This is a genomic window from Actinomadura sp. KC216 (assembly GCF_004348535.1).
Lineage (GTDB): Bacteria > Actinomycetota > Actinomycetes > Streptosporangiales > Streptosporangiaceae > Spirillospora.
Genome location: NZ_SMJX01000250.1, coordinates 1 through 12,176, shown reverse-complemented (window position 1 = coordinate 12,176; position 12,176 = coordinate 1). Strand labels below are relative to the sequence as shown.

Here is a 12,176-nt window from a genome sequence, read left to right as displayed (position 1 = left end):
CTCCAGAAAGGTGGGGCGTGATGGTCGGTGTGCGGCTGGGGCGGGACTCCGCGCTTCCCGATCGGGTCGGGGGGCTGCTGGGGCGGCCGGTCGTGTCCACGCCGGTCGCCGTCGTGCTGGCGCTGGTGGCCGGTGGGGCGCTGATGGTGGTCGCCGGCGGCGATCCGGTCTCCGGGTACCGCGCGCTGCTCGACAGCGCGTTCGGCTCGCCGTACGGCGTGGGCCAGGTGCTCACCGTGGCGGTCCCGCTGGTGCTGATCGGGCTGGGGCTCGCGCTGGCGTTCCGCGGCCGGGTCTACAACATCGGCGCGGAAGGGCAGCTCTTCATGGGCGCGCTCGCGTCGGGCGCGACCGCGATCATGCTGCCTTCGGGTTCCGCGCCGGTGCTGATCGTCGCGTCGCTGGCGGCGGGGGTCGCCGGCGGGGCGGCCTGGGCGTACGCGGTCGGGGTGCTGCGCGCCCGCTGGGGCGTCAACGTGGTCATCACGTCGCTGCTGCTCAACTACGTCGCGACGCTGATCTTCAGCTATGTGATCCGCAAGCCGCTGCGCGATCCGTCCACGACCTCGGCGCTCAAGGGCGAGCAGGTGCCCGCGGGGGCGGTGCTGCCCGACCTTCCCGGCCTCCAGGTCCACGCGGGCGCGCTGGCGTTGCTCGTCCTGGTCCCGCTGATCTGGTACGTGAGCGCCCGCACCCCGTTCGGCTTCCAGGTGAAGATGCTCGGGCTCAACGATGAGGCGGCGCAGGCGGCGGGCGTGCCGTCCGGGCGGATGGTCGTCCGGCTGATGCTGATCTCCGGCGCGCTCGCCGGGCTGGCCGGGGCGCTCCAGGTGCTGGGCGTCTCGGACCGGCTGGACCCCGACCTCTCGCAGGGGTACGGGTTCACGGCGATCGTCGTCGCGCTGCTCGGACGGCTCCAGGCGCCCGGCGTGCTGGTCGCCGGGCTGCTGCTGGCGGCGCTGGTGACCGGAGGTCAGGGCATGAGCGTCACGGAGGGCCTCCCGTACGCGATCGTCGCCGCCATCACCGGGGTCTTCGTCGTGTTCCTGCTGATCGCCGACCGGTTCGGCCGAGAGTGACGGTGATGGGGATGGACTGGTCAGCGGTCTTCGGAGCCGCAGCCCTGATCGTGCTGTTCAAGACGGGCCTGGCGCTGGCGATGCCGACGGCTCTCGCCGCGGTCGGCGAGACGATCGCCGAGCGCGCGGGTGTGCTCAACCTCGGGCTGGAGGGCATGATGCTCTCCGGCGCGCTGGCGTCGTTCCTCGCCGCGTACTACCTGGAGAGCCCGGTCGCCGGAGCGGTCGCAGGTCCGACCGCGGGGGTCGCGCTCGGCGCGCTGATGGCGTTCCTGAGCGTGACGCTGCGCACCGACCAGATCATCAACGGCATCGCGATCGTGCTGTTCGCCCAAGGGATCTGCGCGTTCGTCTTCGAGCGGCTCTTCGGCGGCGCCGACCAGCCGACGATCCCCGGCATCCCGGACCTGCACGTCCCGCTCCTGGGGTCCATCCCGGTGGTGGGGGAGATCCTGTTCCAGCAGAACCTCCTCTTCTACGTGGCGCTCGTCCTCGCGGTCGGGACGTGGGTGCTCCTGCACCGCACCCGCCTCGGCCTCTCGATCCGGGCCGTGGGCGAACGGCCGGAAGCCGCCGACTCGGTGTCGGTCGACGTCCGCCGGGTCCGGTGGATCGCCCTGCTCGTGTGCGGCGGGATGGCGGGCCTCGGCGGCGCGGTGCTGGTGGTCGGCCAGCTCAACCTCTTCGAGGACAGCGTGACGGCCGGACGCGGCTGGATCGCCATCGCGCTGGTGATCTTCGGGCGCTGGAACCCGGCGCTGGTGCTGGCGGGCGCGTTCCTGTTCGGGCTGACCGACGCGCTCCAGCTCCGCGTCCAGACGATCAGCGGCGGGGTCAACTCCGCGGTCCCGTACGAGATGTTCGCGGCCCTTCCGTACGTCGTGACGCTGGCGGTGATGGTCGCGGCGACGATCCGCAGCCGCCGCGCCGCGCAGCCGTCCGCGCTCGGCATCCCGTTCCGGAAGGAGGCCAGGAGTTCCTGAGGGTGCAGTCCCAGAAGCCTCCCGATCCCGAGAGATCCGCCGACGTACGACGACTGGAGAAGGACATGCTCGACAAGCTCAGGACCAGGACCGTGGCCGCCGCCGCGGCGCTCCTCCCGGCGCTCGGAGCCGTCGGCTGCGGCGACTCGTCCGGCGACGCCGCCGCCGAGGGCAAGCTGCAGGCCGCGCTGGTCATGCCGTGCACGGCCAGCGACCCGTGGTGCGGGCAGGCGCTCAGCGCCGCCAAGAAGCTGGAGGCCGAAGGCAAGATCGAACTCAAGGTGACGACCAACGCCCCGCAGGACACCGCCGGGATCTCCCGGGTGCTCGCGCAGTACGCGCAGTCCGGCACCGACCTGGTCATCGCCCACTCGACGTGGGGCGACGCGGTGCTGGAGGTGGCCAAGAAGTTCGGCGACACGCACTTCGCCACGTACGGCTCGACCGGTGCCGACAACGTCGCGCTGCTGGAGGAGCCGCTGTACGAGGCGTCCTACCTCGCCGGGATGCTGGCCGGCGACATCACCAAGAGCGGCGTCATCGGCGGGACGGCCGGGCAGGACATCGCGCTGTGCCACGCGCTGCTCAAGGCGTTCGAGCTGGGCGCGCAACGCGTCCGCAAGGGCACGAAGATGATCGCGACCTACATCGGGGATTGGAACGACGCCGCCAAGGGCAGGCAGGCGACCATGTCGCAGCACCAGCAGGGCTCCGACGTCGCCATCGCCTGCGGCGGTGGACCGGCCAACGGGATGGTCCAGGCCATCAAGGCCACGAACACCGGCGGCTTCGGCTACATGGGCGACATGCGGTCCCTGGCGCCGAAGAACCTCGTCGGCTCGGTCACCTACAACCTCGTCCCGTACTACACGGCGCTGGTGAACGACGTGGCCAGTGGCAGCACGCAGCCGGGGAAGAAGTACCACTTCGGCCTCGCCCAGGGCGGCGTGGACCTGACCCTCAACCCGGACTACCCCGCCAACGCCCGGCTGACCACGGGGATCAAGGAGATGGAGAAGGTCAAGAAGCAGATCGTGGACGGTACGTTCAAGGTCCCCTACGTGACGGAGGGCTGAATGCCGCCAGAGGGTCTGCTGCTGCGCGGCGCGACGCTGGCCGACGGCTCGCGCGCCGACGTACGCGTCTCCGGCGACCTCATCGCCGAGGTCGCCCCGCCGGGCCGGGCCGCCGCCCGGCCCGGCGAGGCGGTCGCCGACCTCGACGGGCACGTGCTCCTGCCGGCCCCCGCCGAACCGCACGCCCACCTCGACAAGACCCTGACCGCCGACGACGTGCCGGTGCCGAACGCGGACCTGCCGGCCGCCGTCGCCGCCTGGCGGGAGCATCGCGGGACGCTCACGACCGAGGACATCGCACGGCGCGCCCGGCGCGCGGCGCTGCTCGGGCTGTCGTACGGGGTCACGGCGATACGCACCCACGCGGACGTCGGGCCCGGCATCGAGCTCCGCGCCGTCGAGGCGCTGGTGACCGTACGCGGCGAACTGCGCGGCCTCGTCGACATCCAAGTGGTGGCGATGGCCAACTCCTTCACCGGGGAAGGCCGCGAATCCCCTTACAGGCTGCGCGACGCCCTGGCGCTGGGCGCGGACATGCTCGGCGGCGCCCCGCACATCGACGAGGACCCCGCCCGCCACCTGCGGACGGTGATGTCACTGGCCGCCGAACACGGCGTACCCGTCGACCTCCACATGGACGAGCACCTCGGGGAGGCGCTCGACCTGCCCGCCCTCGCCCACCTGGCCGGATCGCCTGGCGCACCGCCCGCGGTGACGGCCAGCCACTGCGTCAGCCTGGGGATGCGGACGCCGACCGTCCAGGAGGAGGTCTCCCGGACGGTCGCCGCAGCGGGTGTCGGCGTGGTGGTCTGTCCACCGACCAACCTTTATCTTCAGGCCCGCGACCTGCAGACGGGCACGCCGCGCGGCATCGCCCCGGTCGGCGAACTGCTCCGCGCCGGGGTACGGGTGGCGGCCGGTGGCGACAACGTCCAGGACCCGTTCAACCCCCTGGGCCGCTGCGACCCCCTCCAGACCGCGCAACTGCTGGTCATGGCCGGCCATCTCACCGTCGACCAGGCGTACCACCTGGTCAGCGACGGTGCCCGGCAGGTCATGGGCCTCCCACCGGCACGCATCGAACCGGGCTCCCGGGCCGAACTCCTCGCCGTCGTCGCCGGTTCCCTCCGCGAAGCCCTCGCCACCACCACCGAGGCCCGCACCGTGATCCGCGGCCCCAGAATCGTCCGGCGCACCCGAGTCCTCCGAGACCCGTAACCCACCCGACCCGAAGCGGGACGGGGTTCAGTCACGGCCTCCCGGCGCGTCGCCGCAGGCACATCGCCTTCGGGCCGCCACCACGTCTACCTCGGCTCTGGCCCCATCGGGAGAAGTCTCCGAACTTGCCTGATGCTGCTGCGTCGGGGGCGTTACCAGTCGCGCCACTTGTCAGTGATCTGGTGGCGGGTCAGGCTGTGGCGTCCTGCGAAGGCGTCGATGTCGATACCGGCCTCGGCGAGCGACCGCTCGATGTATTCGCAGAGCTGTTCGCGTTCGTCGGTCTCATAGACGGCGCCGTCGTAGTCGTCGTTGACCTTGTTGAGCGCGAGCACCACGCGTTCGATGGCGGCGAAGATCTCGTCGTCGGCCGGATCGGTCAGGGCTGCGATCTCGCGCTCGAAGGGCTGAAGGACCTCGTCCGTGCGGACAAGCATGGCTTCCGGGTAGAGCTCTTGTGCGGACGCGCACTCGGCGTCCAACTCGCCCGAGGCAACCTGCCGGGCTTCTTGGGCGACGTATTGGCGCCAGTTTTCTGTGGGGCGAACGACCATGTGCCGGACCGTAGCGAACCCGTCCGTCATTCCGCCCTGGGGTGGCTACGGCCCACCGCTGCTCGGCCCGCAGAGGCCGACCATGACCCGCGCCTCCAGCTCTTATCGGACCACCCCGTAAACGAGCTTCGCGACGCCATTGGAGTAGGTCGCAGAATCCCGGAGCTTCAGATTCCGCTTGTCCTGATCCTCGCGGCTGAAGATGCTCTTGCCCGCTCCCAGCAGCACGGGCCGCCCTATCGTGGTCGGTCGGGCGGAGCCGGGCGAGCGAGTCCCCCGACGTAGACGCGCGGACGTACCAGCGGCGCGCCGTAACCACAGATGCCGGTCCCTCCCCGTCCCGGACAGCCCGATTGGCCAAGGTCAACGGGTGGGTTACTGGCCCTGGTGGCAGAAGGCGGCCCAGGCGACGACGTCGGCCAGGTGGGGATCGTTCACCTGCTCGGCCAGGTCGGGGTGGAGGTCTTCCAGGGCGCGGCGGTCCTCGTCCAGCATCCAGAGCTGGGCCTGGCGCAGTGCGTCGGCGGGACGTCCGTAACCGTGGTTCAGGAAGTGGTGGAACATCACCATGAGCAGCGCGGTGCGCGCGTCGTGGACCTCCCATCTGGCGCCGACGACCCCGGCGGCGCCCGCGGACAGGAGCGCGGTGGCCAGGGTGAGGGCCTCGTCGTGGTCCACGTCGCTGAGGTCGCTCGTGCAGGCCGCGAGGACGACGAGCCCGCCGGTGCCGTCGATGTCGCGGTCCTCCGCCTGGCGGAGGATCCGGGACACCGGGAGGGGCTCGCCGTCCGCGAGCAGGAGGTGGGAGTCGGCGAGGTCGCCCTGCACCCGTGCGTGGCAGCCCAGGTGGAGCAGCGAGGCGGGCTGCGCACCGCCCGGGAACCGGGCGAGGACCTCCGCGGGAGTCCCGCGGTTGCTCGCCACCTTCTTGGGGCGTCCCGAGTAGGTGGCATCGGGGTAGTAGCGGTTCCTGAGCTCCATCGCCTCCAGGTGCGCCCAGTCCAGCGGGTCTACATCCGGCGCGCCTCGGCTCGGGTCGACCACGAGGACGGGCTCGTCCCGCCACGCGCGGTGCGTGACCCTGACGGCGTTCAGGAACTGGTGCCCGGACGCGGCATAGGAGAAGACCGCGTCCTCGATCGCGTACTTGACGTCTCCGTCCGGGGTCCGGCTGGACGCGGCGTGCCATGGCACCAGCCCCAGCGCCCCGCTGGGAACCAGCACCAGCCGGGGCATCCTGCCGAGCTCCCATTTCGCCACGTAGTCGAGGAGGGGCGAGACACAAGCCGTCCATCCCCAGTCGCAGAGCGCTTCGAGCGCCGTTTCCCATTCACGTTCCGATTGCTTGTCCCGGGTCCGCAGCGCCTTCTGCTGGGCCGCCTCGTATGCGGCGATGGGGGTCGGCGGCCCGGTCGCCAGCCCGGGCAACGGCACCTCGCGGACGTCCCCGTCGGGGCGGACGAGCACGGCCCTGCCCAGGCCGTGCACGCCGGTGGGCAGCAGGTAGACCAGGGCGTCGGCCTCCATCTTCCGCAGCGCGAACGCCAGTGCCGACACTGGCGGCGGCGACAGCAGCCGGGTCGCGCCGGGCGTGCCGGCCAGCGCGTCGAGCACCCTGCGGCGCAGGTCGCCGGGGATCTCCAGGCGGTCGAGGCGGTCCAGGTCGGCCTCCTGGAGGGACGCGCCGTAGACCGGGTTCCAGCCGGGCTCGGCGTCCCGCGCGATCTCGGTCTCCCATTCGGCGGCGAGCGCGGCGTGGCCCGCGTCCCGGAGGAGATCGGGGACCTCGGCGGAGACGGTCGCGGAGTAGAGCACGAGGCCGCGCCCGAGTTCCAGGGCCTCGACGGCCTGCTCGAGCCGCCCGTGGGCGAGGCACCACAGCGCGACCTGCGTCGCGTCGGAGAACACCCGCCTGGCGGCCGCGACGCCGCCGCGCGCACCGGTCTGCAGGAGCACGCCGCCGACCCGCGTCTTCAGCGCCTCCGTGCCGCGTTCGATGGCCTTGCGGACGTCGTGCCGCGCCGGGTCCGCCCGCCGATGGCGGGCCTCCGCGAGGGACATGAGGACGCTCGCCGGGGGACCGGCCGCGTGCGGCGGTGTCCGCCGGCACGACTCCTCGAACCGGTCGATCGCCTCGTTGAGGTCGCCGGGGTTCCCGGTGAGCTGGTTGCGCTCCGCGAGCGCGTAGCCGAGGGCGGACAGCGCCTTGGCGCTCTCGGCGGGCGGCAGGTTCTGCTCGTACACGAAGGGCCGGATGTCGCGGATCGCCTGGTCGAGCTGGTCGAGATCGTGGGTCAGGAGGGCCCGGAAGGTGCGGGCGGTGCCCGCCACGCCGACGAGCGCCACCCTGTGCGGATGGTCTTCGGGCACCTCGTCCGCGGCCGACTCGATGGTCGCGAGGCCGCGAAGGATCTCGGCCTGGTCGTCGCGCAGCACGCCCCGCGCCTTCTGGGCGTTGCCCAGCTGGTGGAGCGCGTGCGGACGCAGCATGTGCCCCTGTGGGAGGCGATCCCGCAGCTCCTCCAGCATCGTGATCGCCTTGCTCAGCATGCCGTCGTCCCGGGACCGGAGACCCTCGTCGATCAGACCCGTGGCGCGTCCCATGGAGATGACCCCGGTCTCGGCGGGGTCGATCGTTTCGGCGGGGTCGATCAGCGACTCGGCGTGTTCGAGGTAGGCCTGCCCGGCGTTCTCCGTCTCGAGGTCGCCTTCGGCCGAACCGCGCCCCGAGAGGACGAGGCCCATGAGACCTTCTATCCCCGCGCGGAGATTCGGGTCTTCGGGCGTCAACTCCAGCGCCCGCTTGAAATGCGGGGCGGCCTCGTCGGTGGCGCGCTTGTAATCACCCGCCTGGAGCGCCCGCATGGTCGTGATCATCCCCAGGAGGGCCTCGGCGGTGGCGAGTTGGTCGGGCGACGCGTCGGGATCCCGCCGCACCTCCTCCGCCGCGGCGGCGATCCGGGCGTCGGGCGCGGCGGTGGGGTCGGAGCGCATCTGCCCGAACAGCACCACGGCCAGGTCGAGCAGGACGTGAGCGCGCATCGGGTGATCCCGGTCGATGGCGTCCAGCAGGCTCAACGCCGATTCCGCGAGGCGGGGAAGGCCGTCGGGGGACGCCTTCTGGATCTCCTGTGCCACGGCCGCCTTCAGCTGCATCACCTGCAGCGGCACGGAAATGGGGTCGCCGGGAGGGAGATCGCCCATCATGGCGGCGAGCCGGCCGGGGGACGGCATCTTGCCGGTGCGCACGTCCGCCATCATCTGGGCCACCGCGGCGACCACGCTCAGCCTGGAACGGTTCGGGTTGTCCTCCGACATGCCGCGGAGCCTCCGCACCATGTCGTCCACCGATGCGTTCATCGGTTCCGAGCCCTCGACGGGATACACCAGCTTCAACATGCTGACGGCCACCGAGAGGCTGTCGCGGTCGGTGGCGTGGAGGGACGGCGAATGCTCGATCCTCTTGTAGAGCTCTGTCGCCTCGGCGATGTCCAGGGGAATCTGGGGATCGGGCGTCTTCTGGACCGTCCGGAGGTGGGACAGCAGGATGTTCATGCTGTCACCGGGCTGGTAGATCTTGCCGCCGACGACTCTCGCGATCAGGGCCCGCGCCAGGAGGAAGCGCTGGGGGTCCAGCACGCCCTTGGGGTCGGGCACGGACACCAGCCTGCGCGCCACGGCGATCGTCTCGTCCAGGTCGGCGCGCGAGCCCGTCCGCACGTGACGCTGGCCGACGGCCGCCATGAGGCGGTGCAGCACGTCGAGGTGCTCCTGCGTCTCCCCGGGGCCGAGCGCGTCCAGCCGCTCCCGCAGCCGGGCGATCGCGTCGTCGTCTCCGCCGTTCGTGCCGCCACCGGACATGGCGCCCCCTCACGAATTGCTTGATCATTCCAAAGTTGGAATGCATTGTTTGGAATCGGCGAGAATATCCCCGCACGATGCCGCGGCCGATCGCCGAGTACGCTAACATCCTTTCTGATATCGGCACAATGCACAGTTGATTGAGGAAAAGAATTCAGCGGCCGGACGGGTGTGCGGCCGATTCGATTGGTATTCGCCGGTGACCGCAGGGGCAGGGGGATAGCGGCTCAATGGCGCTCTTCGACGCGATCGACGCCTTGGTCGAACATTGGTCGGACGTCAGGCTCCGCATGAGCGACCGCGCCTGGAACCGGCTCACCCGTCTCGTCGATGAGATGACGACCGGATCGCAGGATCCAGGTGATCTCGCCGACCTCGCGGCGGAAGTGGCGAACCTGCTCGCCCGTGAGCTGGACGCCGACCATCCCGTCCGGCGGGCCCGGGCGCGGACCGGCACCCGGTTCGGCAGCGGCGCCGCCCGGCCCTGGCCCGACCTCGTCCGGCGGCTGGAGCTGCGGATGGCGCCGGGCGCCCCCGCCGCGCCCGCCCCCGAAGAGGAATGGCTGCTCTCGGCCGACTCCCTCGGCCGGGACGACATCGCCCACCACGGCCACGGTCCGCCTGATCCCGACCTGATACTCCTCGACCGGCCCGACGGCGGGGTCCAGTTCCCCGCCTTCCAGTTCGGCGCGGACGGCCGGCCGATCCCGCTGGTCCTGCGGATCAACCGGCTCCTGGACGTCCAGGACGACCCGTGGGGCGTGGCCGACTGGTGGCTCGGGCCCAACACCTGGCTCGACGCCGCGCCCGCCGACCTCCTCGGCCGCGCCGACGACCGGGAACTGCTGTCCGCCGCCCATGCCGTCTCCGCGGAGCTGTGACGATGGCGGCCACCCTTCCCCCCGACGACTGCGCGGGCGTCCCCCGGGCCATCACCCACCCCGCGGGAACGCTGCTGTGGCGCGTGCACGAATCGGCCCGTCCCGCCGGCCAGTTCAATCCCACCGTCCAGGACCGCCATTTCGGCGGCGGCAGATTCGACGCCACCAAAGACGATGTCTACCCCTATCTCTATGTCGCCTCCAGCCGGACGACGGCATTGGCCGAGACCCTTCTGCGCGGGCTGCCGTTCACCAACGGCCGCCCTCGCACACTTCAGCGCGCGAAGATCAAAGACAAGCGGCTGTCCGCGCTGGAACTCCGGACCGACATCCGGCTGCTGGCCCTCACCCGCACCGTCGACCTGGCCCGGATATGCCAGGACGACGACTGGCTGATCCGGGCCCAGGAGAGCGACTACGGAAAGACCCGCCGCTGGGCGCATTGGATCCGGGCCCGGTCGTCCTGGGCGCAGGGCATCATCTGGACGTCGCATCGCGATGCGCCCGAATGCTCGATCATCCTGTTCGGTGACCGCTGCCCGGCGGATGCCGTTCGCCCGGTCCCGGCGTCCGCCGTGCCCCTCGACGACGCCGACGGCGCGCGGTTCCTCAACGACCAGCTGAAGCCCTACGGCGTGCAGGTGCGGCCGCCGAGCCTCCGGCACTCCCCGGCCGGCCGGGGCCGATGATGTTCGGCCGGAGGCGTGCGGCGCCGTGGAGGCGGGCCAGGGCCGCTGACTCTCAGGACCCCGAAAGCGTGCTCGGGTTGCTGCGGCCCGTCCCGCCGCCGGAGTTCGTCCGCTGCCCGGTCATGGACGAGCGGGTGGATTCCGGTGGCGCGGGCCTGCTGGTCTCCGCCCCGGCTCCGGCCGCCGCGTCCCGGAGCCCGCGCCCGCCGCGATGGACGGCCGCCCTACCGCGGTTCGCCTCGCGCCCCTTCCGGCGCCGCCCCCTGGACCGCTCCGCCGTCCAGGCCCGCACAGCCCGGCACGACGCGTCCCGGCACGACGCCGCCCGGCGAGACGCGGACCGGCATGACCGGACGACGCACGACCCGCAAGGCACGACGACCAGCACAGCGTGACAAGGAGCAGGCGATGGCTGAGCCGACCTCCGGCGGCCGACGGCCGCATGCCGCCCCGTCCGGCGACGACCCGAGGCCCCGGATCCGCTCGCCGCTGATCTGGTTCTCCGGGGCCGACCCCGAGGTCCTCGCGATGACCCCGGGAGACCGCGCGCGGTACACCGGGATGGGCAGCGCGGTCCTCTTCACCGCCTCGCTCGGCGGGCTGTCCATGTACATCGCGATGCGCATGACGCTGGGCCTCCCGATCGCCGCCTGCGTGCTGATCGCGATCGGCTGGTTCCTCGGCATCGCGGGCTTCGACCGCTGGATCGTCAGCTCGATGGACAAGCCGGCGCGGACCGACGACATCGACGACTGGGACGCTCCGGCCGGGGGCCGCAGCCCCTACCTGTTCGCCCTGCCCCGGCTGGGCCTCGCCCTCCTCATCGGCCTGGTGATCTCGACCCCGCTCACCCTGCAGATATTCGCCTCGGAGATCCGCGCGGAGATCAACAAGATCCACCAGCAGGAGTGGGACGACTACGTCAGGAAGCAGCAGACCGGCACCACCGGAAAGCGGATCACCGAGCTGAGGGCGCAGCAGGCGCGGCTACAGGAGATCGTCAACAGCGGCGGGCGCAGCGGCGATCCCGCGGTGAGCCATCCCGACGTGCTCGCCTACGACAAGCAGCTGACGGACCTGCGGCAGAAGCTCGACGTCCTCGCGCAGAAGGGCGCCTGCGAGCAGGAGGGCGTGAACCGCGGCACGGACTGCCGGGGAACGTCCGGAAGGGCGGGCTGCGGTGCGCGCTGCGAGGAGTACCGGCGCGCCGCCGAGCGCATCCGCTCCCAGATCCGGTCGGTCGAGCGGCAGCGTACGGCGCTGGTCGAACGGCTCAGGTCCCAGGCCGCCGACAGCGTCGAGACCCGGCTCGCCCAGGCCCGCGCGGAGCTCACGAAGGTCGACGCGGAACTCGACCGGCTCCAGGGCGCGCAGACCACGCTCGCCGCCAGGGAGAAGGCCGACAACGAGGCCAACACCGGCCTGCTGATCCGCATGGAGGCGCTCGACCGGGCCACCGAGGGACACGGGACGCTGGCGACCACCCGGCTGGTGCTCTTCCTCTTCTTCACCGCGATCGAGTGCCTGCCCGTGATCGTCAAGCTGCTGATGGGCGACGGCGCCTACGAGAACCTCGTCCGCGAGCGGAAGAAGCAGGACGAGATCCGCGGCAGGCGCGAACTGCTCGCCCGCCGCCGTGTCGACGCCCAGCAGTACGAGGACGAGGTCTACTACGGCGAACGGCTTCGCGCGTTCCGCCGGTCCGCCATCGACGATCTCGTCGTGGAGACCGGCACCCTGGAGACCGACGTCGCCCGGCGCAGGCTCCACCGGTGGCACCGCGACCAGACCGGCGATCTCCCGCACGCACCCCCGCCGGGGACACCTTCCTGGCC

The 12,176-nt window shown here is 71.6% G+C and carries 10 protein-coding genes; 8 read left to right on the top strand and 2 right to left on the bottom strand.

Features of this window, described 5'->3' with window-relative positions; translation table 11 throughout:
- The 4 genes from E1264_RS31710 to E1264_RS31695 all read left to right on the top strand — a co-directional run.
- Positions 1-1,079, top strand: a 1,079-nt coding sequence (locus tag E1264_RS31710) for an ABC transporter permease (RefSeq protein ID WP_207936499.1), incomplete at its 5' end; no start/stop codon positions are given.
- An 11-nt stretch (positions 1,080-1,090) separates the two neighbouring features.
- Positions 1,091-2,062 (top strand): ABC transporter permease, encoded by a 972-nt coding sequence (locus E1264_RS31705; RefSeq protein WP_165964479.1) that lies wholly within the window; start codon positions 1,091-1,093, stop codon positions 2,060-2,062.
- Positions 2,063-2,064: 2 nt separating this feature from the next.
- Positions 2,065-3,138 carry a BMP family protein gene (locus E1264_RS31700; protein WP_132179306.1) on the top strand — a complete coding sequence of 358 codons (1,074 nt, stop codon included), beginning with the start codon at positions 2,065-2,067 and terminating at the stop codon, positions 3,136-3,138.
- Entirely contained in the window at positions 3,139-4,356 is a 1,218-nt protein-coding gene (locus E1264_RS31695) for an amidohydrolase family protein (protein WP_132179304.1), read from the top strand.
- 152 nt (positions 4,357-4,508) lie between these two features.
- On the opposite strand, the gene E1264_RS31690 is transcribed toward E1264_RS31695, so the two are convergent.
- Positions 4,509-4,910 carry a hypothetical protein gene (locus E1264_RS31690; RefSeq protein WP_132179302.1) on the bottom strand — a complete coding sequence of 134 codons (402 nt, stop codon included), beginning with the start codon at positions 4,908-4,910 and terminating at the stop codon, positions 4,509-4,511.
- Between the two features lie 375 nt (positions 4,911-5,285).
- A complete protein-coding gene (locus E1264_RS31680) occupies positions 5,286-8,771 on the bottom strand; it encodes a CHAT domain-containing protein (RefSeq protein ID WP_132179300.1) in 3,486 nt (1,161 codons plus the stop codon).
- Positions 8,772-9,001: 230 nt separating this feature from the next.
- Between E1264_RS31680 and E1264_RS31675 the strand changes: the two genes are divergently transcribed.
- From E1264_RS31675 to E1264_RS31660, 4 genes are all read left to right on the top strand, one after another.
- On the top strand, positions 9,002-9,652 hold the full coding sequence (locus tag E1264_RS31675) for a hypothetical protein (RefSeq protein WP_132179298.1): 651 nt from the start codon (positions 9,002-9,004) through the stop codon (positions 9,650-9,652).
- A 2-nt stretch (positions 9,653-9,654) separates the two neighbouring features.
- A complete protein-coding gene (locus E1264_RS31670; protein ID WP_132179296.1) occupies positions 9,655-10,341 on the top strand; it encodes an RES family NAD+ phosphorylase in 687 nt (228 codons plus the stop codon).
- A gap of 68 nt (positions 10,342-10,409) precedes the next feature.
- Positions 10,410-10,736, top strand: coding sequence for a hypothetical protein (locus tag E1264_RS31665; protein WP_132179294.1), 327 nt, complete (start codon positions 10,410-10,412; stop codon positions 10,734-10,736).
- A 13-nt stretch (positions 10,737-10,749) separates the two neighbouring features.
- Positions 10,750-12,176: DUF4407 domain-containing protein (locus tag E1264_RS31660; protein ID WP_165964478.1), on the top strand; the 1,427-nt coding region annotated here is incomplete at its 3' end.

What these genes read in the sequence shown, in the direction of transcription:
- E1264_RS31705 (WP_165964479.1), top strand. Translation starts at nt 1,091, where the DNA reads ATGGACTGGTCAGCGGTCTTCGGAGCCGCAGCCCTGATCGTGCTGTTC.
- E1264_RS31695 (WP_132179304.1), top strand. Translation starts at nt 3,139, where the DNA reads ATGCCGCCAGAGGGTCTGCTGCTGCGCGGCGCGACGCTGGCCGACGGC.
- E1264_RS31690 (WP_132179302.1), bottom strand. Translation starts at nt 4,910, where the DNA reads ATGGTCGTTCGCCCCACAGAAAACTGGCGCCAATACGTCGCCCAAGAA.
- E1264_RS31680 (WP_132179300.1), bottom strand. Translation starts at nt 8,771, where the DNA reads ATGTCCGGTGGCGGCACGAACGGCGGAGACGACGACGCGATCGCCCGG.
- E1264_RS31675 (WP_132179298.1), top strand. Translation starts at nt 9,002, where the DNA reads ATGGCGCTCTTCGACGCGATCGACGCCTTGGTCGAACATTGGTCGGAC.
- E1264_RS31670 (WP_132179296.1), top strand. Translation starts at nt 9,655, where the DNA reads ATGGCGGCCACCCTTCCCCCCGACGACTGCGCGGGCGTCCCCCGGGCC.